This window comes from Halobellus rarus (genome assembly GCF_024494595.1).
GTDB classification, from domain to species: domain Archaea; phylum Halobacteriota; class Halobacteria; order Halobacteriales; family Haloferacaceae; genus Haloquadratum; species Haloquadratum rarum.
The window spans coordinates 63,612-87,406 of sequence record NZ_JANHDI010000016.1 but is presented as its reverse complement, the minus strand read 5'-3'; the positions used below and the strand labels follow the sequence as shown (position 1 = coordinate 87,406).

The window sequence follows — 23,795 nt, the reverse complement described above, 5'->3', positions numbered from 1 at the left end:
AGTCGAAGTTAGAGACGATTCTGCAAAACGACGAGTTTCGACACTGAGGAGACAGACCTCGAGTTGCTACTCGCGGTCCCGGTCGGCGATCGTCGCCGCGATGAGGTTCCGCATCCCGCGGCGGAGCCGGCCGCTCATCGCCGTCGAGGACAGGTCCATCTCCTCGGCGACCTCGCTGAGTGAGATGTCACGCGGTTCGTTGAAGTACCCCTCGGAGAACGCGAGTTGTAGCGCCGCCCGCTGTTCGTCGGTGAGGCCGTAAGAGGACTCGCCGCCGGCGTCCTCGTTGCTGTAGATTTCGATGATGTCCAGTTCGATGTCGTTCTCGATCGCGTACTCCCAGATGGCGTTGAGCGCCGCCCGGTCCGGGAGCAGCAGGTGGACCAGCCACCCGCCGTCCTTCGTCTCCGTGTGGACGAGAAACCCGTTCTGTTCGGTCACGACGCTGCTGATGAGGATCGTTTCGGGCGTGTGTTCGATGTAGTAGATCGCGGTGTCGCCCGTCCGATCGATCAACTCGAACTGCTCGACGGTGACGTCGGCCTCGAGCATCGCTTCGAGTTCCTCGTGATCGTCGTACTCGATCAGGAACGGGAAGTACGTCGACCCCGGATCGGTCGTGCCCTGCGTGATCACGCGGATACTGACACCGTCGAGATTCTGTAGCGTCGGGACGAGTGCGAGGTGTTCGTGCCGGATGTGTACCTTTGCTGTAATCGACATATTCGTGACCCTTCTTTCGGCCGTCGACTCCTCGGTGTCGCCGTCGAACGCGGTCGTCCCGCCCTGTGGCCCCGATCGAGTCGAGCGATACGCACCGATTTCCGGCCGATCAATAGTGTCTATCGGTTTACTGCGACCCGGGTGTATCTTAGCCTGTCGATTGACTGGCGAAGCCGACGCGGAATTGGGGGTAGATCCCGCCGTCTCGCTACGCCGAGGTGGCCTCGACTTCGGCTCGCCCGCCGGTGGACTCCGATTCGCGTCGGTTCTTCGCGACGAGCGCGGCGAAGAGGACGAAGCCGACGCCGCGGAGCGCGAGGTCGAGCAGCAGCGCGTCGACCGAGACCGTCACGCCGACGAGACTCAGGATGTCGAACACCGACTCCGAGAGCAGGCCCGGGGCCATAAGCAGGAGCGAACTGATCGCGAACCCGGTCCGCTCGATCCGGTTCACGCGCCCGTACATCGTCCCGATGACGGTCGCGCCGAGTGCGACGACTCCGAGGAAGACGCCGACGACGGGGATCAGGATCTCCGGAATCGAGTAGGAGAGCTCCGCGAGGTCGGCGAAGTTGACGACGCGGTGCTGATCGCGGATCGGCAACTCGGCGGCGTTCTCCTTCTCTCTGAGCAGGACGACCCCGGGGGCGAGCACGAACGCGAAGGGGACGATCGCCTTGTTCAGCGACAGCGAGAACGCTTTCACGCCGGTCTCGAAGGGGTCGGACTTCGCGACCCCGCTGGCCGCGTAGGCGGCGACGGCGACGGGCGGCGTGATGTCGGCGATGACGCCGAAGTAGAGGATGAACAGGTGCGCGGCGAGAAGCGGGATCCCGAACTCGACCAGCGGCGTCGCGAGCATCGAGATGAGGATGATGTACGTGACTGTCGTGGGCATTCCCATCCCGAGGATGATGCTCGCGACGGCTGTCACGAGCAGCATCACCACGATCGACCCGCCCGAGAGCGCCAGGAGGAGCGACGTGAGGTTCGGCCCCAGCCCGGAGACGCTGATGACGCCGGGGATGATGCCGGCCGCGGCGACGGCGATGACGACCGGGACGGCCGTGCGCGCACCCTCTTCCATCGACTTGACGACGAACGTCCCGACGCGGAACAGTTGGTTCTCCCCGAGGCCGCGACCCGTCCGATCCCCGGCCGATTCGGCCGCGTTCTGGATCGTGGGGTTGAGGTCGAGGACCTTCGATTGGACGTCGGTGTAGACGAGCATCGTCACCGCGCCGGCGAGCATCGCGTACCAGCCGATTCGGGGGAGGACGATCGACGCGGCCTCCGCGAGCGGAACCCCCGAACCGCCGCTTCCGGCGATGAGTCCGGTGACGGCGACGCCGGCAACGACGTAGCTCGCCAGTTCGACGCCGACGATCGCCGCGAGGGAACCGAGTAGGAACGTCCGGGTCTTCTCGCTGTAAGCCGCGATGAAGGTGATGAGCGCGACGAGCGCGACGAGCGTGAACCACGCGGACCGAGAGACCGACAGCCGCTCGATGATGAGGTAATACAGCAGCAGGAAGATGGGGACGAGGTAGAACCACCCCTTCTTCATGTGTTCGAGCATCGAGGCGGTCTCTTCGAGACCGCCGATTCCCTCCTGGACCGCCTTGAAGTGGACCATCACCCAGACGCCGAAGAAGAACACGACCGCCGGCACCGTCGCGAGGATGATGATCTCGCGGAACGGCGTCGCGGTGTACTGGACCATCAGGAACGCCGCCGCGCCCATCACGGGCGGGAGGATCTGCCCGCCCGACGACGCCGAGGACTCGACCGCGCCGGAGAACTCCGGCGAGTACCCCGAGCGCTTCATCAGCGGGATCGTGAACGCCCCGGTGGTGACCGTGTTCGCGATCGACGACCCCGAGATCGTCCCCATGAAGCCGCTCGCGAGGATGCTCGCCTTCGCGGGGCCGCCCTTGCGCTTGCCCGTGGCGGCGTACGCGAGGTCGATGAACCACTGTCCCGCGCCGCTCATCTCCAGGAACGAGCCGAAGAGGATGAAGATGTAAATGAAGCTGACGGACACCGTGACCGGAATTCCGAACACCCCGTTCTCGGTGTTGTACCAGAGGTTCTGGACGATGTCCGGCCAGGTGAGCTCCGGGATCGCGAGCAGGCCGAGGAACGGCGTACCGCTGCTGATGAGATAGCCCCAGCGGGCGTAGACGATGAACGTGGCGACGATGAGCATCAGCGGCAGGCCGAGCGTCCGCCGGGTGGCTTCGAGCACCAGGAGCACGCCGACGACCCCCAGGATCATCGCGTAGGAGTACTCGCTGATGAAGGGAACGCCGCCCAGAATCGGGTCGAGGAACGTGTAAATCTCCGTGACCGGCCGCCCGGACTCGAGGCCGAACACGCGCATGTCCTGAATCTCGGGGAACTCCATCAGGAAATAGAGCGCCGAGAGCGCGGCGGTGATCATACAGAGCACGTCGAAGGGGGTGACGCGGCTCCGATCGGGATCGACGAACGCCCAGCGGAACCCCCGTCGGAGCCCGTCGAACGCGCTCGCGAGCGGGTTGTCGGCACCGAACGCGTCCTCGGCGGCGTCGACGAGGCGTCCCAGGTTCCGCGAGACGAACCCGTCGCCCATACTGGCGGGGAACATCAGGAACGTGAGAACGAGCGCGAAGGCGACGTGGATCGCGTTGGCCTGCAGGAGCTGCAACGACACCTGGAAGTTGTCGACGACGGGGAGCGGGATCGTGAACGTGAAGCTCCGCGCCGCCAGCGCCAGTTGAAACAGCGAGAAGGCTATTCCGATTACGGCGACCGCGAGGGCGGCCAGTCCCTTCAACGAACGCCGGCGCTCGATCTCTTCGATGAGTTCCTCGGCCTCCTCTCTGGATATTTCCTCTTCGACACCATCCTCGCCGTTCGTTGCGTTGTTCGTGCTCATAGGAATACGTCCCTTAGCGTGCGCCGCTCGACGTGGATCCGGACGTCACTGGCGTTCGTCTCCGCGACCAGATCATACTCCCGGTCGTCGATGATCAACGTATGGTTTGCGATCCGTCCCGGGGACACCGAGAGCGTTTCGAGCCTCGTGATCGGCTCCGACGGCTCGTACACGAACGTCCCGTCGACGTTCGTCACGTTCACTCCCGACGGCAGCCCCCAGCCGTAGGACTCGAACTCCATCCGCGTGTTCACGAGCGTCCGCCCTTCGATCCGGTACTCGTCGTACACGCGGGTCTTCTCGACGCTGTGCATGTACTCCAGCCCGACGGTGCTCCCGTTCGAGACGGGTTGGGTGACGTAGTGTTCTCCCGTGTCGACGTCCTCGACCACGAGCACCTGTCCGGTCGGAACGGCCGCGGCTACGCCGGCGAGAACTATCACTGCGGCGATCGCCACGGCCCCCAGCGCTGCGAGTGCGCGTTTTCGCGTGATTATCGTTCGGTTCACCGCTTGGGAATAGACAAAGGTACGCTCTTGACAGCTACGGTACCGACGGGTCCTCGAGGGAGTGGCTCTCCGACGGGATTACGCGTCGAAGTACGCCGCCGCGCCCTCGTGAAGCTCGATCGACATCCCGTCCTGTGCGCTGTCGGCGGTGATGAAGTCCGTCTTGATCGAGAGCTCGTCGACGTTGTCGAAGATGGCTGCCGTGATCGTCTCGACGGTGTCGGCGGGGACGCCGGAGTGCGTCGCGATCATCGCCTGCACGGCGACCGTCTCGACGGCCTCGTCGACGCCCGTGTACGTTCCGCCCGGGATCGTGTCGTCGGCGAACCAGGAGGCGGCGTCCTTGACGGCGTCGCGGTTGTCGCCCTCGATCGGAACGATTTGGACGTCGTTCGTGTTCGCGAGGTCCTCGATGGCACCGACCGGCCAGCCGCCGACGACGAAGGCGGCCTCGATGTCGCCGTTCGCGAGCTGTTCGGAGGCCTGCGAGAAGCCGGCGTTCTGCTCGTTGTAGTCGGTGATGCCGACGGCTTCGAGGATCTGATTCGCGTTGACCTGGGTCCCGGATCCGAGGTCGCCGGTGTTGATCGTCGCGCCGCTGAGATCGCTCAGCGTCTCGATGCCGGTGTCCTCCAGCGTGACGACCGTGATCGTCTCGGGGTACAGCGTCGCGACGCCCTGGAGGTTCTCGATCGCGTTGTCCTGGAACGTATCGATTCCCGTGCCGTTCTTCGCGAAGTACGCGATGTCGTTCTGGATCAGCGCGAAGTCGGCGGATTCGCTCGCGAGGCTCCCGACGTTCTCGACGCTCGCGCCCGTCGACTGGACGTTCAGCGAGAAGTCCGTGTTCGCCTCGACGATGGTCTTGAACTCGTTCGACAGCGGGTAGTAGGTGCCACCGGTACCGCCGGCGTGCCAGCTCAGGCGAGTCTCGGTGTCGCCCCCGTCGCCGCCCGTCTCGGTTTCGGTCGCGGTGTCGCCACCGCTGTCGCCGCTGCCGTCGCCGCTGCCGTCACCATCACCGTCGCCGCTGCCGTCGCCGCCGTTGCCGCTACATCCGGCGAGGGCTGCAACGCCTGCGACGCCGGCCGCTTCGAGGAATCTCCGTCGGCTTTTATCGGATGACATACCAACTCACAGTAACGCTATAGAGGTTTATATCTCTGGTCATTTATGACCGAAACCCGAAGATGTGAAAGGCATCACCCCTGTCAACTTGACTCATCCTCCAATAATCCGCAAGCATACGTACGATCAGATGTATTATGTATCAGAGTTGATGAACGAAAAGAGGCCAAATATCGCCGCTGAAAATAAAGGCACGTACCATTCCACCCCAACGAATAATACCACCCGTTCGTCGGAGTCAACACCACTCTGTCCGCTGTAATCGGTTAGGAGAGACGATGAAACAGTAGTATGGGCCGGCTGCTGGCGAATACGAACACCCGTTTTCCCATGCGGAACGATCCGTCCGGCAACTCGAAAAAAATTCGGTATCGCACTCCGGTCCGTCGGGATCACCCGACGACCGGTTGCGGGTCGTCGCCGCTCCCCAGAATGTCGTCGACGATCTCGTCGATGTCCGGTACGCGGCGATCGCGCTTCGGTTCGTCGGTCGGGTAGTGCGGTACCAGGGGCATCGTCTCACCCCGCTTCTGGGTAGGAGGCCCGGACACAAAATATCGCAGGGTCGGCTCGAACCGCCTGCGGGATCGCTTCCCCACCGAACGGTCGTTCTGACGCTCTCTTCGGAGTTGCAACCGACCCCCCATCCGATCGGACGCGACTGCGTGATCGACCGGTGGAACCGTGCCGCGCGATCACAGTCGGTGACGTCTGGACCGTCATCGGTGTATCGAACGCGTCAGCGTGAACACGAACAGCGCGATGAGGAACGCGCCGACGAACCCCTCTATCTGGGCGAGCAGGCGGATCCAGGGACTGCCGACGTCCTCTGCACCTCCCAGCACGAGCGTGATGAACGATTCGAGACTGAGGATGAGGTAGCCGATCGACGTCTCGTACGGCGGAACCGGCTGGACGGCGGCGAAGAGCCCACCGAACACGAGGATCGTCCCGACCGAGACGCCGACGACTCGCGAGGGACGCTCGCCGTACCCGGCTGTGACGTTCAGAAGCGAGTTCGCTGCCCACCTGCCCGCGGCGGCGACGCGCTCCCGAGGATCTGCGGTACCATCGAGCGCCGTCGGGACGTACTGATCGCGCCTGTTGAGCATCTCCCGCCGAAAGAACTCCGCGGCCGCTTTGGTGTCGCCGATCTCGTTCGCGCCGTTCTTCGCCTTGAGGTACGTGCTCTCGAGGTCTCCGGCGGAGGGCGTCCCCGCATCGTCGTCGAGTCCGGGGACGTCGACCACCCCGTGGATGTTCCAGTCGCGCTCGTGGAGCAACTTCCGATACCGTCCGAAATCGAACCCGTCGAACGCCGTGTTGAGCACGCGGAAGTGATCGACGTGCCGCTCGGCCGCTTCCGCGCCGGCGATTTCGACGTCCCCGACCGTCGCCTCGGCCAGATCGTACACGAGCGTCCCCGAATCGGACAGATGGAGCCGCCCGGCCGCTATCGTCGTTTTCCGCAGGTCGATACAGCAGTGACCGACGGCGAGTTCGAGGTCCTCGAACGACGCCGACTCCTCGAACACGGTCTTTCCGAGATTCACGCCCTCGGGAACCGTCGCTTCGTCGAAGTAGACGCGGCCGCCGAACCGACTCCCGGAGAACGTCACCTCATCGAACGTGGCGAGTTTGAATCGAACGACAGACGCGAATTCGCTCTCGCGAAACTGCGCCGACTCGAACGCCGCCTCGCTGAAGTCGACCGGTCCGCCGAAGTCCGCCATGTGGAAGTCCGCGTCGGCGAACTCGGCCTTGTATCCCCAGACCCCTTCGGAGAACTCTGCCTCGAAGAACCGGGCGGACGCCTCGAAGGACGCCTTGTTGAGATACACTTCACCCTCGAAGGCCACCTCGGTGAATGTCGGTCGGGCGTGGAACGACGCGCCCTCCAGCGCGAGCGGCTGTCGAACGATCGCGTAGCGGAAACTGGCCTCGCCTTCGAACCGGGCGTGCCGCAGATCGATCTGGTGGTTGTCCCGGCACTCGACGATCCGGTGATCGAGCGCGAGCGCGCCGAACCGGGCTCCGATGAACTGCTTCGGTTCCCGGCCGACCTCGTCGATCGTTTCGAGAAACGCGTCCCTGACGACTCGATCGTCTTTCTCCGCCACGGGGCGGTGGAACAGACACCTGTCGGCGTCGCCGTCGCCGTCGGCCTCGTGCGGGCAGCGCCAGACCTCCCCGTCTTCCAGGAGGTCCCCGTACAGCGGACTTTCCGTCCCGGTCCGCTCGCTCCACGCCGCGGGATCGAACGTGAACGCGCACTGTCTCCCCGAGGAATCGCCCATCTGTGTTCCCGAGGACCTGTCGGCCCCGGTCTATTGATACTATCGTCGAGCGCTTTCGGCTCGGCTTTCGGGGGGAGTCGCTACTCGTCCAGCCGCCGCATCTCCTCGTCTGTCAGTTCGAGGTGCGACGCCGCGACGTTCTCCTTGAGATGCGAGATCGAGGAGGTGCCCGGGATCGGCAGGGTCACCGGCGAGTGCTGAAGTAACCAGGCGAGCGCGACCTGGTACTTCGAGGCGTCGTGCGCGTCGGCGACGTCTCCGAGCACCGACGCCTTCTCGCCGAGGTCGCCCGCGCCCAGCGGGAACCACGGGATGAACCCGATGTCGTTCGACTCGCAGACGTCGAGGACGGCCTCCGAGTCCCGGTTCCCGAGGTTGTACTGGTTCTGAACCGTCGCGACGTCGACGATGTCCCGGGCGGTCTCCAACTGCTCGACGCTCACGTTGCTGAGCCCGACGTGTCCGACCACGCCGTCGTCTTTCAGTTCGGCGAGCGCGGTGACCGAGTCTTCGAGGTCGACGTCGGGATCGACGCGGTGGTACTGATACAGATCGATGGTGTCGGTTCGGAGGCGGTCCAGGCTGGCCAACAGCGCGTTCCGGAGGCTGTCCGGGCTGCCGCCGGACCGCAGCCAGTCTCCCTCGCGGTTCCGGAGGAGTCCCCCCTTCGTCGCGATCACGAGGTCGTCGGCGTACGGTGCGAGCGTCTCTCCGATCAGGCGCTCGCTGACGCCGGGGCCGTAGGAGTCCGCGGTGTCGATGAAGTCGACGCCGAGGCTCACCGCGGTCTGGAGCACCCGCTTCGCGTTCTCGACGTCGTCGGGTTCGCCGATGATGTCTTCGCCGGTCAGCCGCATCGCGCCGTATCCCAGCCGGTGAACCGTCAGTTCGCCGCCGATGTCGAACGTGTCGCTCGCGTTTCTGCGTGTCACAGTGGGTGATCGCGGTCGAGGAAAGTAAGTGGTCCGGCGGCGGCAGCGGCGGCGGCGGTAGCGGACGTCGAGCGGAGCCCGGACGGTAGCAGAGCGCACCGACTGTGAAGCCGCCGGCGACGCGCCGACCTCCGTCTTCTCGGGACCGGTCCCGGTCGATGCCGATTCGGCCTACACGGTCGCCGCCATCGGCGAGATCGGCGACGAGGCGGACCAGCCGTTCGAACCGCTCGTGCTGACCGACGACAACAGCGACCCGGGCGGGGACACCGCTCGCCTGCGACTCGTCCACGCCTCGCCGGACGCCCCGGCGGTCGACGTGACGGCCGAGTCCACTGGCGACGTCCTGTACGACGGCGTCGCCTACGGGGAGTCCGGCTACGTCGAAGTGCCGGCGAACGATTACACCGTTCAGGTTCGCGGGGACACCGAGGGCGACGACGGGGACGTCGTGGCCGACTTCGACGTGAATCTGGCCGGCGGACAGGTGTACACCGCGTTCGCGGCGGGGTATCTCTCACCTGACGACGAACCCGCTGACACCCCGTTCGACCTCGTCGTCGCGCAGGACACCGAGCAGACGACGGATCGGACCCCACGGCCCTCCGAAGGCACCCCACTTCACCCGTCCGGCCGTCCCGCTCGATTCCGGGCAGCGAGAGAACGGCCGGATTCACCGCGATGGTGGTCGACGGTAATTTACTGTCTGTGCAACTTATTCCCGTTCTTCACACTCGATATGGATTATCGACAGCTCTGATCGATTCGCTTCCGTATAGATTACTCTTCGAATTCGCTGTTTGAAGCGGCTCTCGATAGAAGCTGGATTCAAAAGTCCGGTCGCTGACTGGTCCATCCCACTCCGAATCTCGAAACACTTAATTGAAATTTTGTTCAACTACTATCCGTGATACACGCGATGCGATATCTCCGACGATCGCCGGCGAACGACCGCCGGATTCGGGCTCGATCGGACCCATTCGATGCCCGCGGACGATCGCTCGCGTTCCACTCCACCGCTTATGAGTAACCACTCAGACTCGCCTGACGGCTCCGAATCCGTGCGTATCGCTTTCGTCTGCGTCCAGAACGCCGGCCGATCACAGATGGCCTACGCGCTCGCTCGACGGGAGCTCGAACGGCGCGGGCTGGAAGACCGTATCGACCTGTTCACCGGGGGAACGAGGCCGGCGGCGCACGTTCACGAGGAGGTCGTCACCGCGATGGAGGCGATCGGTCTCGACCTCTCGGAGCGCACGCCGCGGGAGATCACCTTCGAGGAGATCGCCGACAGCGACTACGTCGTCACGATGGGTTGTTCGGCCGAGGACGTCTGCCCCGCCGGGTGGGCGGGCGAGAACAGGGACTGGGACCTCGACGACCCCGACGGCCGCCCGCCCGCCGAGGTGGCGGCGATCCGCGACGAGATCGAACGGCGCGTCGGCGACCTCCTCGACGAGGTCGTCTCGGTCGGATCCGAGACCGAGAGCGAGTGAGAGGCCCGTCGGGTCCGGTGCTCGCGAAGCGGTTCACCAGTCGGCCCGTTCAGTCGCTCACCACCCGACCTCGCCGAGACCCTCCAGAAGGCGTTCGACGTCGTCGATCGTGTTGTACACGTGCAGGGACGCACGCACGGCGTTCTCGGGGTCCGGAAGCGACCGAACGACGATCCCGTACTCCTCCTGTAGGCGCTCGACCGTCGACTCCGGATCGTCGACGGTGACGGTCACCAGCCCGGATTCCGGGTCGCGCGGACTGACCAGTCTCCCTTCGGGGACGCCCTCGACGAACCGGGTCGCGAGGTCGTCGATGTGGCTCTCGATCGTGCCGAGACCGACGGATTCGAGCAGGTCGATCGACTCCGAGAGCGCGGCGTAGGGGGCGGGATTCGTCGTCCCGATCTCGAAGCGGGGCGCGCCGTCCTTCAGTTCGTACTCCTCTGCGCTCGATTCCGCGACGCTTCGGTAGCCGATCTGTCCGGGGTGGAAGTCCTCGACGACGTCGTCGTCCACGTAGAGGAACCCGCCGCCCCAGAGACCGAGCATCCACTTGTGACTCGCCATCGCGACGGCGTCCGCGCCCCACTCGTGCACGTCCAGGCGGCACTGCCCGGGCACCTGGACGGCGTCGACGAGAACGCGCGCGCCGGCGTCGTGAGCGTCGGCCACCAGTTCCGCGACCGGCAGGTGAGTTCCGTAGTTCCACGTCAGCGCGCTCAGACAGACGAGTTTCGCGTCCGCGACCACCTCACGATATGCGTCGCGGTCGATCCGGCCGTCGGTCGTCGGCACCACGCGGACCTCACATCCCCGTCGTTCGAGTCGCTGCCAGGGGAGGACTCCCGCCGGGTGTTCGAGGTCCGTCCTGACGACGACGTCGCCCGGTTCCCACTCCATCGCGCAGGCGATGCGGTTGATGCCGTCGGTCGTGCTCTGCGTTAGCGCCACCTCGTCGCGCTCGGCCCCGATGAACGCCGCGACGTCCGCTCTCACGTCCTCGAAGAGTCCGAACGCGTACGGGTACGGTCCCGGATCCGCGGCAGACTCCCACTCGTGTGCCTCGATGGTCTCTTGGGCGCGTTCGACGATCGGCCGGGGACTCGGCCCGCTCGCGCCGGTGTTCAGATATCTGGTCTCGTCGAACACGGGGACGGCGTCACGGACGTCGGCTGGCGTCGTCATTGTTCCGTCTTCTCGCTCTCCCCACTTAGTGACTGCTGGACGCAGCAACCCGACGGCCGTCGGAGGCTGACCTCTGTGCCCTGCTAGCATTGCTGGCGAGACGCTTATATCCCGCGAGCGCGGCGTTACGATGACGTGTTTATCGGCCACGCGATGCTCGCGTTCGCCCTCGCGGTGCTGTTCGCGGAGTGGCGAGGCTGGCGGCCGCGACGCGCGCTGGCGTTCGGTGCCGCCGCGGGCGCGTTCGCGACGCTCCCCGACATCGACGTGGTCTACGCCGTCGCCGCGATCGACGGCGGCCGCTTCCTCGGCGGGGGAACGGTCGATCCGGAAGCGTTCTGGGACGCCGCCAACGCCGTCCACCGCTCGATGACGCACTCGCTCGTCGTGGCGGCCGTGGCGGCCCCGGCGCTCGGTCTCTGGAGTTCCCTCGTCCGTCGCTCCGCCCGACGGCCCCTGCTCGTTTCTGCGGGTGCACTGTCGGGACTCGGCGGCCTCGTTGCGGTCGCGGCCGCCGTCAGCGGGCCGCTCGGGGGTATCGTAATGGGCGTATTCGTGCTCGCGGGCGTCGGACTCGCGGCCCTGACGGCCCGTCGGATCGACCTCTCCCCGCGGCTCGTCGCGGCAGCGGCCGCGATCGGGCTCTTCACGCACCCGTGGGGCGACCTCGTGACCGGTTCGCCGCCACAGATGCTGTACCCGTTCGAGGTTGGCCTCTTCGACGCCCGCGTTCTCCTCCACCCGGACCCGACGATCCATCTGCTGGGCGCGTTCGCGCTCGAACTGGCGGTCGTCTGGCTCGCGGTGCTGGCTGTCGTGCGCGTGACCGACCGGTCGGTCCGGCTGTTCTCCGATCGGAGCGCTGCTCTCGGAGCGACGTACGGCGTCGCCGCGCTCGTCCTCGTGCCGCCGACGCTCGAAGTCTCGTATCACTTCGTGTTCTCGATCCTCGCTGTCGGCTCGGTCTGTGGCGCGCTCTCGTGGTACCGCTCGGCCTCGCCCGTCCGGTCGGTCCTCCGGCGGGACGCGGCCGCTTCGGGACGCCTCCGTCCGAACTTTGGGGCCGTCGCTATCGCACTGGCCGGGACCACGGTCGCGCTCGTGGGCTACGTGGTCGTTTACGTGGCACTCGCGTAGTTCGCCGTCCCGGCTCTTTGTGGGAGGTATAGGTATAGACACCTCTCGGATCGCATCGATACTGGCGGCTCCGCTCCTCGAGTTGGTCTCGAAAAATGTCCATCGGACGACGCCCGACGTTCGCTCGTGTACCCCTACCCGTGCGCCCGCCGGAGGACGTTCGCCCGTGACCGTGTCTGGTAATTTGGCGAATCGAGTAAAAGTCTTGTGTATAGTGGTGGCCCCCGTCTGAACGGGATGTCGGTTTTCCCTCGTATCGGATCGATAACGGATCCGAGGTCTCGGCTTCTCAGGTAATCGCTGGGGAGTTCCAACGAAAAGACGAGAACGTTGATACGAAACGGTGCCCCGGTCCTCAGTCGGTTTTCACGAGGTCGGTGTCTTCGGAGTTCGTCGACGTGTCCTCGGTGCCGAAGTAGGCCGGAATCCGCTCGTCGTCCGGGAAGAGTTCCGGGTACGCGAACTTCGCGGTGATGAACTCGTCGTCGTCGAGATCGACGCCGAACTGCCGGCCGACGACCTCGTCGGGATCGCGGTACAGTTCGTGGATCGTGCCGAACTCGCTCGTGTTCTCCAGGAGGATCTGCGCGTACAGCCCGACCATCCGGAGCGAGAACTCGTCGTCCAGACTGACCGTGCTGTCGTCCTTGAAGTTGTTGTACGCCTGTTTCACACCGTTGCCGGCGACGTCGGCGTCGTAGGTCCCGTCGACGATCGCCTCGTTTGCCTCGCTCGAGAGCAAGCCGATGAACTCTCGGATCTGCGGGTCAATCCGATTCACGGCGACGTCTTCGAGGTTCTCATCTAGCGACTCGATCGCGTGGCGGGTCGCCTCGACGACTTCCGACTTCTCGATGACCTGTCCGGAGACGAGATCGACGATGCTGTCTGACGATTCGATCACGCCGGGTGAGACGTCCTCGAAGCTCGTGAACGGGATATCGGTGAAGCGTTCCCGGGGCGGCTCCTCGAGCTTCGTCTCCAGCGCGTTCTTCCGGTTCGACAGCGAACGGTACGTGCTCTTGATGTCGCTTTCTTTCTGTTCGAGATCGTTCTGGAGCTGGCTGTCGTACTCCTGGTAGAAGTTTCGGATGGTGACTTTTGCGTCGCTGGCGCGGGCACTCGTCATCTCGCGGCCGTTGACGATCTGCTTGTACGTTCTCGCCTTCGGCTGGAGGGTGTCCCGCTTTGCTTCCCACTCCTCTCTCATATTCTGGAGCTTCTGCCGCTTCTCGCGCCCCCGGAGGAATCCTGTGTCGTCGATCGCCTTGTCGATGGCCCTGAGCTTGTAATCGATGAAATCGGCGACGGCCTCGTCCCAGCGCTCGACCGCTCCAGCCCCGTCCAGTTGTGTCACGTCGACGGACAGCGGGGAATCCGGAATGTCCTCTTTGATATTCTCCCACTCGCGCTCGAGTTTCTTCGGGAAGGAGTGGTCGTTCTCCAATTCTCTGTACGCCTCGGCGAGCTGCTGGTAGTAGAAGAATTCGACGACCGGATCGGGATCGAACTCGATCTGATCGGTCAGGGCCGGCGTCCCGTTGAGCATCGTCTCGGTCCGATCGTCCAACAACTGTTCGCTGAACTTCTCCATCTCGAACCGATCGACGTGCTCGGTGGCGTGCCCCTGTAGTTTCGAGACGTGCTCGATTATCTCATCGAGGTCCGTCCCCCCCGCGCCGTCGTCTGCAGGCGTCAACTCCGCGGTTGGAAGCAATTCGACGTCGACGTTCGTGTCCGAGTCGAACTCGGTTTCCGCGTCGAGGTCGACGACCCGCCGGAGGACGTCGCGGTTCGCACGCTTCTGATTCACGTCGAACCGGACGTCGCGGAGCCGCCGTGCCACGCCGTTGAGCTCGTTCAGCAGATCGGTGTACTCCCGCAGCCCGTCCACCGGAACCTGGACGCCGGAACTGCTGATGGAGTACAGTATCGGCGGATCGTCGTTGCGGACGAGGTCGTCGCCGAAGTCCTCCAGTCCGCTCTCCTCGGAGAAGAACAGCACCGTGTTCGCCGCGATCCGGTTCATCATCCGCTTGTGACTCTTGCCCTCGCTCTCGTCGAGCCCCATCAGCCCGTAGAAATCGTACGGGCTCTCTCTGATCTCGAACGTCGAACTCGACCTGATCCCCGATCCCGACTCCAGTTCGATCTCGAACGGATAGCTTGCCCCTCCGGCGTCGTCGAACACCGTGCCGTCGGCGAAGTCGTAGTCGATGAGGACGCCGAGTTCCCGCAGCGCCGAGTAGGCGTTTGCGTAGAGGTTCTTGCTCTCCGCGGGGATCATATCGTCGCTGGCCAGTTCGTCGAGTCGGGGGAGCGACCCGATGCCGCCGAACCAGAACGGCTTGTCGTGGCGGCCGGTGATTTCGTTCAGCATAGCCGTCAGAAGCGGGAACGCACCGCTCCCCGTCCCGCCCCCGTAGGAGTTCATAATCCAGAGGTTCGGGTTCCCGGCGACGTTGTCGGCGAAGGTGTGTATGACCGTCTGTAGCTCCGAATAGAGGTCGTCGAAGTTCCTGGCGTTGTCGATATAGAACCGCGCCGTCGGCCGTTGGCGCGAGGCGCCCCCCGCGGGGTCGAGGTCGTCGATCCCGTCGTGGATGTAGTTGAACTCCTTTTTGTTTTTCTCCCAGACGCTGCTTTGCGGTTCCAGGAGGATGTCGTGAAACTCCTCTCTCGCGAACCGATCGAGGTCCTGTTCGCGAGTATCGATCGTGATGAACAGAAAGTCGTCGAGGAAGTCGGGCGAAGACGCCGTCTCATCGACGTCGTGCATCTCCAGTAACTCCTCGTACACCTGGGAAGTCATCTTGACACCTGCTTCCCCTACCCCCACGACGACCGTCGGATTGAGTGTCATATTAGCATATCCCTAACCCCGGCGACATAGTGATTTCGGATACCCGCACTATCTGCGTAGAACGCGCGTGAGCCTTCGACTGTCGGCCGCACTCTCGTATTCGGTGGCTGGCCGGACCGCTTCGGTCCCGGCACCCCAACGATCCGGTATCAGAGATCGTCGAGATCGTCGTCTGACAGCAGGACTCCCCCAGATTCGTATTTATCCTTGACACTTTCTATCTTCTCTGCGAGGATCGGGTCTTCGACGTCGTCGAGGAGACTATCCAGGTCGCTGACTATCTCTCCCTCCTTCTCCTCGATCTCGCTGGGCAGTTTCATCCGCCAGGTGTATCCGGCCGTTACGAGTCCGAGCAGTCCGATCAGGGCCGCTCCGATGACGCCTCCGATCCCCACCGTTCGGAGTAACTCGAACTGATCGAGCTGATCTTGTGCGGTCTGATACGCCAAGAGTGGTGAGGAGGACGTATCGGCCGTGACGACGGTCGAGTCCTCGAACGTTCTCGGGTTCTCGGCGGTCATTCCGATGACGGCGACGCGAAGCTCCTCCTGACTGAGCGTCCGCGGATACGCCGTGAACGAGATCGTGACCGTTTCACCGGCCGGCAGTTCCTCGATGCGGAACGTCCGCTGGTTCGTCCGCTCGGCGTCGACGTTCGAGCTCGTCGTGATATTGAACGATTCCCGATAGTCGATAAAGGAGTTCCCGGTCTCTCGGAACTGGATCTCGAGCCCCGTCACATCGCTGGACGCCGAGAACGTGGCCTCCACCGAGACCCCCTGCGACCCGTCTTCTACGCCGTCGTACGACGTCGAGATGTCTGTACTGACCGGGCCGGACTGGGCCGTCACCGGAGCAACGAGCCCGGCAGCCAGAACCACAACGAGAATAATCGTGAGCAGCCGTGCGCTTCGCATATGTATCTGCATCCGGGGATGCGGCTTAATACTTTTTCAATCAGTGATTATTCCATCTGTTTCAAATTATTTGTTCCATAACTCGCGGACAGAGCCACGCAAACTGGCTCGGGCGGCGATCATTCCGGATTGACACCTGGTTCCAGACCCCAGAATCAACCTCCGAACACGCCGCCGAGAATCCCGACGGTGATGACCAGTCCGAGACAGACCACCGCCAGGCGGAGAAACGCCATCCCGTACGCCGTGTTCCGCGCCTTGTGACGCGCCACCAGTTTGTAGTTCAACAGCCGAGAGTACTGAAAGGCCGCTTCGGAGTCGATCTCCGTGTCCTCGTCGTACCCGTCGATCCACTCCTCGACGGCCCGCTCCAGGTCCGCGGGCGAGTCGATCTCGGTTCGGCTGAACCGATCGAGGTCCGTGGGATCGTCGTTCAGCCAGGGGAGCCATTTGTGATCCAGAAAGCGGTCGCCGACGCCGTCGCCGTAGAACCGACGCGGCGCGAGCGAGTCGACGAGGTAGTACATACTCGCCAGCGTGGCCGCGACCGACGCCAGCGCCAGGAGTACGAAGGCACCTCGGATCACCGGCGTCGAGGACAGCCGCGGGTACGCGAACGTCACCCACGTGCCGAGCGCGGCCAGGAGAAAGGTGATTCCGACGATGGCGGTGTCCCCGATGTTGTCGAGGTTCGAGATCGACTGGAACGTCTCCTCGCCCTCGATCCGGGCGACCGCAAGCGTTGTCGACTCGCCGCGCGCCCCCGTGCTCCCGTCGGTGTCGTCCGCCATTTTCGTCTCTCGCATCTCGTCGGGCAAATATATATCCTGCTGGACCGACGCTACGATACGGTTTCGTCCGGTGTACACCCGCGTGTCGACATTCGCCGCCCCCATTGCCACCGGTCGCGACAGCATTAATTGGACGGCCCCGGTACCGCGGCACGTGAGTGAACACCGAGCACGCGTGCGAGAACTCGGCATCGATCCCGGCCGACTCCCGACCGGGGAAGGGAACGCGCTGACGGACGTGCCCGGAGTCGCCGTCGGACACCGGACCGTCCGTCGCGGTGGTCCCGACGACGAGCCCTGTCTCCGCACCGGTGTGACGGTGATCGACCCCGCGATCGATCGGAACGTGTACGACGCTCCGGTCACGGGCGCGACGCACGTCCTGAACGGGTACGGCAAGTCCGTCGGCCTCCCGCAAGTCGACGAACTCGGTCAGATCGAGACGCCAATCGGGTTGACCAACACGCTCGACGTGTGGGGCGTCGCCGACGCCATCGCGGGCCGCGTGCTGGACCGCGAGGCGTCCGTCACGTCCGTCAATCCCGTCGTCGGGGAGTGCAACGACGGCGTCCTCAACGACATCAGGGGACGCCACGTTACGGCGGCGCACGTCTCCGAGGCCTTCGAGGCGTCGTCGACGTCGAACGCTCAGGAGGGTTGTGTGGGGGCCGGCACTGGAACGACCGGATTCGGGTGGAAAGCCGGAATCGGGACGGCCTCACGTCGCGTCGAGGGACACGTCGTCGGGGCGCTCGTCCTGACGAACACGGGGAAACCAGCGGATCTGCGGATCGACGGGCTCCACGTCGATCGGTACGTCGACGGATCGACTGAGGCGTCCTCGGCAGGCGGCTCGATCATGATGCTCGTCGGCACCGACGCAGCGCTGTCGTCGCGACAACTCGGTCGAGTGGTCCAACGGACGGGACTCGGACTCGGCCGCGTCGGGGGAATCGCCCACCACGGCAGCGGTGACTTCGCGATCGGGTTCGCCAACGACCGCGGTGAGGGGTTCGCCGACAGTGCACTCACGCCGCTCTTCAGAGCAACTGTCGAATCCACCGAAGAGGCGATCTACAACTCTCTCACGCGCGCTGAGACGACTGTAGGCGGCGACGGGGCCACCGTCGAAGCGCTCCCGCTCGACCCCGTCAGGCGGGCCGTCGAAGCCCGCGAGTCCGGGAGCTCGTAGCGAGTCCCCGATCGGTCTGCCACGGTCTGTCTGTGCTCGGGGCCGGTCACCTTCGCTGTCGTGTTCGGAACCTCTCGACGGCCTCACGATTCGGTACGGCGGCCATCGCGCCGCTCTCAGTGGTCGAAACCGCGGCCACAGCGTTCGCGAACGCGAGCGTTTCTTCCGGTCCGCTCCCATCGACCAGTGCCGACAGCGCGCCGGCGAGGAACGCGTCCCCCGCACCGGTCGCATCCACGACGTCGTCGAGTTCGTACCCCTCGTGGGACCACACTCCCGCGCCCCAAGGTGCCTCCGGTCCGGCGACCGCTCGTGCGCCCGCCGCGCCCCGGGTCACGAGGACCGTGTCAGGCCCGGTTTCTAAGAGTCGGCGGCCGAACGTCTCCCTGTCGACCGGGATGGCCGTCGGCTCGAAATCGGCCGGTGTCGCTTTCAGCACGTCGGTCAACGAGAGCATCCGTTCGAGTGTCTGTGTGGATTCCTCGGACCAGAGGTCGGGCCGCGTGTTCGGGTCGAACACGATCCGACATCCAGCGTCCCGAGCGCGTTCGGCGAGGTCGAACACCGCCGACCGCGACGGATCGTCCGTGAGCGATACGCCGCCGACGACGAGCCATTCGGCGTCCGCGAGCGTCGTCCCGTCGACGCCGTCGGTTCGGATGTGCATGTCGGCCGTGTCATCGCGGAAGAAGGTGAAGCTCCGATCACCGTTCCGATCGTGGCTCACGAACGCGAGCGCCGTCGGATGGTCGCTCCGCGTGACGAACCGGTCGGGAACGCCCTCCGCTTCGAGCGTCGCGGCAAGGAAGTCGCCGAATCCGTCGGTCGAGAGGTTCGTACACAGCCACGGTCGCTCGTTGAGGCGCTCCAGTGCGACGGCCACGTTCGCCGGTGCTCCACCCGCCCGCCGGTCGAACGACTCGACCTCGCCCAGCGGTCCAGCCGTCGCCGGGATGAAATCGACCAGCGTCTCCCCGGCGACGATAATCGAACGCTCGGTCATTCCTCGCTCGGCGACCTGCAGCCAGAGTCACGATGGTTACCGCCACGCTGGCGGTCGGGCCTCGGTCGTGTGGTCGCCGATTCTCGTCGGGGGACCTTCGGCAGTACTCCGCCGTGTTCTGCGAACGGTTTCATATTGCGTATTCGTTCCGGACAGACGTTCTTAGCTCTTGTCGTCACCTCGATCCACAGCCCGCTACTCGCCTCGATATCCGTTATGCGCGGTCGGGGCCGCGGGCACCTCGAGCAGTGGCGGCTCCTTTCGTCACCGGTTGTTCGATCCTTTCACTCTCTGACGCTGGACTTACGCAGAAACTAACATTATATAGTACTAATACTATTTCTATCATATACAAATTGATATATCTAAAAATACCCTTTATAGCCAAATAAACTGAAGATTTAGAATATTCTATCTTATATTCCATACCATATTTATTATGCTTAGTCAGTGATAAAATAAAAAGTATGTATAATGGGGTGCAGTAGAACCCTCCGTGTATTTATACCAAGTATTGTGAATGAATCGATATTTTTATTTACCAAATCACGACTGTCTGTGCCCGTCGATGCTATCGTCGGCCAGTCCGGCACCGGCCGGGTAACCCGCTCCCCTGATTTCGAGAGATATAACAAACGTACGCTAGTTATGCTCCGGACCTCCAGCAGTTCGACGACGAGACCGACGAACACGGTCACCTGGCAGCAAGTTCGACTTGAACCGATTTCGTCGTGCTCAGCACCTGTCCGGTGACGTCTTCTTCCAGATATCGACCGCTGAGCCGGTCTACTGGCCCGCAGACACCGAGTGCGGCGGTCCGGTACGATTCCGTCGACGTAATCGGGGCCGCCACGCCGACGACCTCTTCGAATTGTTCTCCTCTGCAGAACGCGATACCGTCGTCTCGGACTCGTCTCAGCTCTGTCGTGAGTTCGTCCCGGCCGGTAATCGTCGCTTCCGTGAACGCCTCACGCTCTTCCTCGTCGAGCACCGTTTCGAGGGCTCCATCCGAGAGAGACGCCAAGAGGCACTTCCCCGGCGCGTTGACGTGAAGTGGGATTCTGTCGCCGACCCCGAACGGCTGCGTCCACTCCGTGGCTCCCGCCGCGATATGGATCGGGATCGCGTGCCGCTCCTCACGAACGTACAGCGTTGCCGTCTCTCCGGTTGCCGCCGCCAAATTGTCTACTGCCTCCTTGGCATCCCGATAGATCGGTATTTCGCCGCGGATCTGCGTTCCGAGCTTCAGGAGCCCCAGCGACGGTTCGTATCGCCCGTCACGTTTCGCAACGTAGCCGTGGGCGCGGAGCGTCGAAAGGTGATTGTGAACGACGCTTTTGGCCGCGTCTATCTCCCGCGAAACGGCGGTAACGCCCACCGGTTCCGACGACTCGACGAGCGTTTCCAGTATCCGTAGCGACGTTCCGGTCGCCTCGACAGCGTACCGCGGTTTTTCGTCCATCTCTCCGTAGTTTACGGTCGCGGTCCACTAATATCTGTTCACTAGAGCAGAACAAACGACGTGACTGTCGACGCGAATCCCGCGCTCCCGTACATAATGATTGTTAATATTATATCAAATATCACTCGATATGTGCGTGAATTCTATACGTTCTTCACTGCAGAACACGCGGCGAGGCGTCACTCTGTGTGCCAGTCGAACGGCGTGTTGGTACGTTCGGTTCGGCAACCGGAACCGGGGCCCGCTACTGAATGGTTCGGACGAACGACCCAACCAACGGACGAAAAAGGCCAATCTCACTCGCGCCGACTTTCGGGCCGACTTGGTGCAGCGCTGTCACTCCGCCGCCCGCGGTGACGCGGTGCTCACTTCGAGTCCGGGACGACGACGTGTTTCAGACCCTCGGTGTTCGCCATCCGATCGAACGCCGACGGGAGGTCGTCCAGGCCGATCCGATCGGTCACCAGCCGGTCAGCCTCGATCCGCTCGTGCTTTAGTAGGGTCACCGCGCGCTCGAAGTCCTCGGTCGTAAGCGAGTACGATCCGCGGTAGTCCACCTCGTCGAAGTACACGTCGAAGGGACTGATCTCCAGGGTCGCGTCCTGGGCCGGGACGCCGAATACGAGCGTCGATCCGCCCTTCGCCGTTACCGCGTTTGCCTGCCTGATAGTCGGAACGAGACCGATCGCCTCGACGCCGACGTCGACGGGCCCGCCGGCCGCGTCCGCTATCGCGGCGCCCGGATCGTCGACGGCGCCCGGATCGACGACCTCGTCGGCGCCCATCTCGGCGGCGAGTTCCCGTCGGGTCCCGTCGAGTTCGGAGATGACGATCGGCGCGGCACCGGCGTTGCGGAACGCTTGGAGGAGCAGGAGTCCGATCGGCCCCGCCCCGATTATCGCCACGCTGTCACCGGGCTTGCACTCGACCTTCGAGACGCCGTGGAGAGCACAGGCGAGCGGCTCGGCCAGGGACGCCCGTGTGAACGACAGCTCGCCGATGTCCTCGACGTTCGTCTCGGGAACCCGAACGTACTCGGCGAAGGCACCGTCGATGACGTTGTCGGCCGCCCCGCCGATACTGGTGTTGTCCTCGCACAGGTGCGTCTCCCCGCGTTTACAGTACGTGCAGGTGTTGCACGGAATCGTCGGGTTGACCGCCACCCGGTCGCCCGCCGTGTAGCCGGTGACGTCGGGACCGACTTCCGCGACGGTCCCCGCGCTCTCGTGGCCCGGAACCATCGGTGTCTGGACGGCGAACGACCCGCGATATATGTGGTAGTCGGTCATACAGACCCCGCACGCGCCGACGCGGACCAGCAACTCGTCGTCGGCCGGGACCGGCCGGTCGCGTTCCCGCACCTCGACGGACCCGACGTCAGTCAGCGTCGCTGTGCGCATTGGCGGTCCCCCCTCGTGTGCAGACTGGGCGTAGTTGTACGCGTCCCCGTGCCTCGACTCGCTCGTCGCGCGCTGTATCTCGGTCTCATACTGTTGAATGTCCGCTGTGATCGGCTCCGTCGGTTCGCGTCGCCGTCTCCGAACGGCGCAGGTCGACCCGACCGTCTGCCGCTGGGAGACAAGTACTCGAATCGCATATTAAAGTATTTCTCCGCCAACCGCCGTAGCGGGTAGCACCGCGACCGCGAGTCCCGATGCCGGATTCCCGCCTCACGATGTATAATATTACTTATCAATGAATAGATTTATTATTAATGGATAATTCGGTAGGTGACGAGGCCTACGACAATGACAAGCAAACGCAACGGGCGGAGGCGGCGAAACTTTCTCAAAGCGACCGGCGTCGGGCTACTCGGCGGGCTCGCGGGCTGTACCCGGGGCGGCGACAGCAGCAGTGGCGACGGCTCTGGAGACGGTACCTCGGGGGATTCCGGCGGTGACAGCGGTAGCGACAGCGGTGGTGAATCGAGCGACGGCGGGTCGGACGAACTCGCGATCCCCCTGAGCGAGTACCAGAGCGCCGACATCGACTGGCGGCAGTTCGAGGGATCCGAGATCAATATCGGCGCAGTCCAGCACGCGTGGGTCGACGCCATCAAACCGGCTGTCCCGGTTTTCGAGGAGCTGACCGGCATCGACGTCGTCTGGAACGTCCTGCCCGAACAGGAGTTCCGAACCAAGCGACTCACCGACGTGAGTACGGGCGCCGGCGAGTGGGACGTGTTCTTCCTGGATCAGGTCGTCAACCAGTTCCGGGAGTCGGGGTGGCTGCAGGCACTCGACCCCTACTTCGAGGACGACAGTATGTACGATGAGGAGTGGTACGACCTAGACGACCTCTTCGAGGCCACGCGGTGGCAGGCACACGGCGGCGGCTACAGCGATACGTGGACGGGAATCCCGATCACCGTCGAGGTCCAGACCCAGTTCTACCGCACGGATCTCTACGACGAGTACGACCTCGAGGTCGCCGAGACGCTGGAGGAGTTCCAGTCGAACGCCCAGACCATCCACGAGAACGAGTCGGACGTCGTCGGGACTGTCGGCCGCGGACAGCAGGGGTACGGGATGAACATCTACATCCTCAACACCTTCATCCGCCAGTACGGCGCGGAGCTCTGGGACAGCTACCCGGATAATTCCGGACTTGACTCGGAGGGGGCCATCTCGGCCGCGGAGTGGTACGTGAACCTCCTCCAAGACTACGGTCCCGAGGGCGCGTCCAGCCAGGTCTGGTCCGACGTGCTCTCGACGATGCAGTCCGGAAACGCGGGCCACATCGTCTCGGACGCCAACCTGTTCTGGCCCGGACTCACCGATCCCGAATCGTCGGACGTGGCCGACAGAATCGCCGTCGCGAAGGCTCCCGCGCCGGCCGACGGTCAGTTCTCCCCGAACGCCTTCGCGTGGCAGATCGCGACGTCACAGAACGCCGACAACTCCGAGGAGGCGTTCCTGTTCATGCTCTGGGCCTCCTCGGAACCGACCAACACGTGGATGCACGTCGAGAACGGGGCCGGGTTCTCGGTGCGCCAGTCCACGTGGGAGAACGAGGAGTACCGCTCGCGGGTCGGCGACAACTTCGCCGACGTCACGCTGGAGTCGCTCCAGGCCGCTGCGCCGGACCCGTTCGACAGCCAGTACCCCGAGTGGGGCCAGACCTACTCCGAGGAACTGCAGACCGCCATCGGCGGCGACCAGACCGCCGAAGAGGCGATGACTCGGGCTGCCTCCGCGGCCGAAGACATCGTCGGCGAGTAAGACGCTTGCCGTCTCACAA

At 64.1% G+C, this 23,795-nt stretch carries 18 protein-coding genes and 1 pseudogene; 5 read left to right on the top strand and 14 right to left on the bottom strand.

What is annotated here, in order from left to right:
- Nucleotides 1-66: 66 nt before the first annotated feature.
- The 7 genes from NO876_RS17540 to NO876_RS17510 form a co-directional block, all read right to left on the bottom strand.
- Complete coding sequence (locus NO876_RS17540) at nucleotides 67-723, bottom strand: helix-turn-helix domain-containing protein (protein WP_256422974.1); 657 nt, start codon at nucleotides 721-723, stop codon at nucleotides 67-69.
- A 208-nt stretch (nucleotides 724-931) separates the two neighbouring features.
- Nucleotides 932-3,643, bottom strand: coding sequence for a TRAP transporter permease (locus NO876_RS17535; protein ID WP_256422973.1), 2,712 nt, complete (start codon nucleotides 3,641-3,643; stop codon nucleotides 932-934).
- Nucleotides 3,640-4,083, bottom strand: a complete 444-nt coding sequence (locus NO876_RS17530; protein ID WP_256422983.1) for a DUF1850 domain-containing protein — start codon at nucleotides 4,081-4,083, stop codon at nucleotides 3,640-3,642. Before NO876_RS17530 ends, NO876_RS17535 begins: the two co-directional genes overlap by 4 nt.
- A 147-nt stretch (nucleotides 4,084-4,230) precedes the next feature.
- Entirely contained in the window at nucleotides 4,231-5,280 is a 1,050-nt protein-coding gene (locus tag NO876_RS17525; protein ID WP_256422972.1) for a TAXI family TRAP transporter solute-binding subunit, read from the bottom strand.
- Nucleotides 5,281-5,672: 392 nt separating this feature from the next.
- A complete protein-coding gene (locus NO876_RS17520; protein ID WP_256422971.1) occupies nucleotides 5,673-5,795 on the bottom strand; it encodes a hypothetical protein in 123 nt (40 codons plus the stop codon).
- A gap of 204 nt (nucleotides 5,796-5,999) precedes the next feature.
- Complete coding sequence (locus NO876_RS17515) at nucleotides 6,000-7,577, bottom strand: pentapeptide repeat-containing protein (protein ID WP_256422970.1); 1,578 nt, start codon at nucleotides 7,575-7,577, stop codon at nucleotides 6,000-6,002.
- An 80-nt stretch (nucleotides 7,578-7,657) separates the two neighbouring features.
- On the bottom strand, nucleotides 7,658-8,509 hold the full coding sequence (locus tag NO876_RS17510) for an aldo/keto reductase (RefSeq protein WP_256422969.1): 852 nt from the start codon (nucleotides 8,507-8,509) through the stop codon (nucleotides 7,658-7,660).
- 127 nt (nucleotides 8,510-8,636) lie between these two features.
- On the opposite strand from NO876_RS17510, the pseudogene NO876_RS17505 reads away from it, so the two are divergent.
- Nucleotides 8,637-9,269, top strand: a pseudogene (locus NO876_RS17505) (DUF4397 domain-containing protein); the annotation flags it as partial.
- A gap of 262 nt (nucleotides 9,270-9,531) precedes the next feature.
- On the top strand, nucleotides 9,532-10,005 hold the full coding sequence (locus tag NO876_RS17500; RefSeq protein WP_256422968.1) for an arsenate-mycothiol transferase ArsC: 474 nt from the start codon (nucleotides 9,532-9,534) through the stop codon (nucleotides 10,003-10,005).
- Between the two features lie 57 nt (nucleotides 10,006-10,062).
- On the opposite strand, the gene NO876_RS17495 is transcribed toward NO876_RS17500, so the two are convergent.
- Entirely contained in the window at nucleotides 10,063-11,190 is a 1,128-nt protein-coding gene (locus NO876_RS17495; RefSeq protein WP_256422967.1) for an aminotransferase class V-fold PLP-dependent enzyme, read from the bottom strand.
- Nucleotides 11,191-11,325: 135 nt separating this feature from the next.
- Here NO876_RS17495 and NO876_RS17490 point away from each other — a divergent pair, with 135 nt between their 5' ends.
- Nucleotides 11,326-12,327: a metal-dependent hydrolase gene (locus NO876_RS17490; RefSeq protein ID WP_256422966.1), complete on the top strand. Its 1,002-nt coding sequence runs from the start codon at nucleotides 11,326-11,328 to the stop codon at nucleotides 12,325-12,327.
- 355 nt (nucleotides 12,328-12,682) lie between these two features.
- On the opposite strand, the gene NO876_RS17485 is transcribed toward NO876_RS17490, so the two are convergent.
- From NO876_RS17485 to NO876_RS17475, 3 genes are all read right to left on the bottom strand, one after another.
- Nucleotides 12,683-15,190 (bottom strand): tubulin-like doman-containing protein, encoded by a 2,508-nt coding sequence (locus NO876_RS17485; protein ID WP_256422965.1) that lies wholly within the window; start codon nucleotides 15,188-15,190, stop codon nucleotides 12,683-12,685.
- A 149-nt stretch (nucleotides 15,191-15,339) separates the two neighbouring features.
- The gene (locus tag NO876_RS17480; protein ID WP_256422964.1) at nucleotides 15,340-16,107 is read right to left on the bottom strand and encodes a hypothetical protein; all 768 of its coding nucleotides are present in this window, start codon (nucleotides 16,105-16,107) and stop codon (nucleotides 15,340-15,342) included.
- 155 nt (nucleotides 16,108-16,262) lie between these two features.
- Nucleotides 16,263-16,898 (bottom strand): hypothetical protein, encoded by a 636-nt coding sequence (locus NO876_RS17475; RefSeq protein ID WP_256422963.1) that lies wholly within the window; start codon nucleotides 16,896-16,898, stop codon nucleotides 16,263-16,265.
- A 154-nt stretch (nucleotides 16,899-17,052) separates the two neighbouring features.
- Between NO876_RS17475 and NO876_RS17470 the strand changes: the two genes are divergently transcribed.
- Nucleotides 17,053-18,090 (top strand): P1 family peptidase, encoded by a 1,038-nt coding sequence (locus tag NO876_RS17470; protein ID WP_256422962.1) that lies wholly within the window; start codon nucleotides 17,053-17,055, stop codon nucleotides 18,088-18,090.
- Between the two features lie 46 nt (nucleotides 18,091-18,136).
- Here NO876_RS17470 and NO876_RS17465 read toward each other — a convergent pair whose 3' ends face one another.
- The 3 genes from NO876_RS17465 to NO876_RS17455 all read right to left on the bottom strand — a co-directional run bounded on the left by NO876_RS17465 (nucleotide 18,137) and on the right by NO876_RS17455 (nucleotide 21,955).
- Entirely contained in the window at nucleotides 18,137-19,093 is a 957-nt protein-coding gene (locus tag NO876_RS17465; protein ID WP_256422961.1) for a carbohydrate kinase family protein, read from the bottom strand.
- A gap of 694 nt (nucleotides 19,094-19,787) precedes the next feature.
- Nucleotides 19,788-20,555: an IclR family transcriptional regulator gene (locus NO876_RS17460; RefSeq protein WP_256422960.1), complete on the bottom strand. Its 768-nt coding sequence runs from the start codon at nucleotides 20,553-20,555 to the stop codon at nucleotides 19,788-19,790.
- Between the two features lie 365 nt (nucleotides 20,556-20,920).
- Complete coding sequence (locus NO876_RS17455) at nucleotides 20,921-21,955, bottom strand: alcohol dehydrogenase catalytic domain-containing protein (protein WP_256422959.1); 1,035 nt, start codon at nucleotides 21,953-21,955, stop codon at nucleotides 20,921-20,923.
- A gap of 348 nt (nucleotides 21,956-22,303) precedes the next feature.
- On the opposite strand from NO876_RS17455, the gene NO876_RS17450 reads away from it, so the two are divergent.
- Complete coding sequence (locus tag NO876_RS17450) at nucleotides 22,304-23,776, top strand: extracellular solute-binding protein (RefSeq protein ID WP_256422958.1); 1,473 nt, start codon at nucleotides 22,304-22,306, stop codon at nucleotides 23,774-23,776.
- Nucleotides 23,777-23,795 lie beyond the last annotated feature (19 nt).

What these genes read in the sequence shown, in the direction of transcription:
- NO876_RS17540 (WP_256422974.1), bottom strand. Translation starts at nt 723, where the DNA reads ATGTCGATTACAGCAAAGGTACACATCCGGCACGAACACCTCGCACTC.
- NO876_RS17535 (WP_256422973.1), bottom strand. Translation starts at nt 3,643, where the DNA reads ATGAGCACGAACAACGCAACGAACGGCGAGGATGGTGTCGAAGAGGAA.
- NO876_RS17525 (WP_256422972.1), bottom strand. Translation starts at nt 5,280, where the DNA reads ATGTCATCCGATAAAAGCCGACGGAGATTCCTCGAAGCGGCCGGCGTC.
- NO876_RS17520 (WP_256422971.1), bottom strand. Translation starts at nt 5,795, where the DNA reads ATGCCCCTGGTACCGCACTACCCGACCGACGAACCGAAGCGCGATCGC.
- NO876_RS17515 (WP_256422970.1), bottom strand. Translation starts at nt 7,577, where the DNA reads ATGGGCGATTCCTCGGGGAGACAGTGCGCGTTCACGTTCGATCCCGCG.
- NO876_RS17500 (WP_256422968.1), top strand. Translation starts at nt 9,532, where the DNA reads ATGAGTAACCACTCAGACTCGCCTGACGGCTCCGAATCCGTGCGTATC.
- NO876_RS17495 (WP_256422967.1), bottom strand. Translation starts at nt 11,190, where the DNA reads ATGACGACGCCAGCCGACGTCCGTGACGCCGTCCCCGTGTTCGACGAG.
- NO876_RS17485 (WP_256422965.1), bottom strand. Translation starts at nt 15,190, where the DNA reads ATGACACTCAATCCGACGGTCGTCGTGGGGGTAGGGGAAGCAGGTGTC.
- NO876_RS17480 (WP_256422964.1), bottom strand. Translation starts at nt 16,107, where the DNA reads ATGCGAAGCGCACGGCTGCTCACGATTATTCTCGTTGTGGTTCTGGCT.
- NO876_RS17475 (WP_256422963.1), bottom strand. Translation starts at nt 16,898, where the DNA reads ATGGCGGACGACACCGACGGGAGCACGGGGGCGCGCGGCGAGTCGACA.
- NO876_RS17465 (WP_256422961.1), bottom strand. Translation starts at nt 19,093, where the DNA reads ATGACCGAGCGTTCGATTATCGTCGCCGGGGAGACGCTGGTCGATTTC.
- NO876_RS17460 (WP_256422960.1), bottom strand. Translation starts at nt 20,555, where the DNA reads ATGGACGAAAAACCGCGGTACGCTGTCGAGGCGACCGGAACGTCGCTA.
- NO876_RS17455 (WP_256422959.1), bottom strand. Translation starts at nt 21,955, where the DNA reads ATGCGCACAGCGACGCTGACTGACGTCGGGTCCGTCGAGGTGCGGGAA.
- NO876_RS17450 (WP_256422958.1), top strand. Translation starts at nt 22,304, where the DNA reads ATGACAAGCAAACGCAACGGGCGGAGGCGGCGAAACTTTCTCAAAGCG.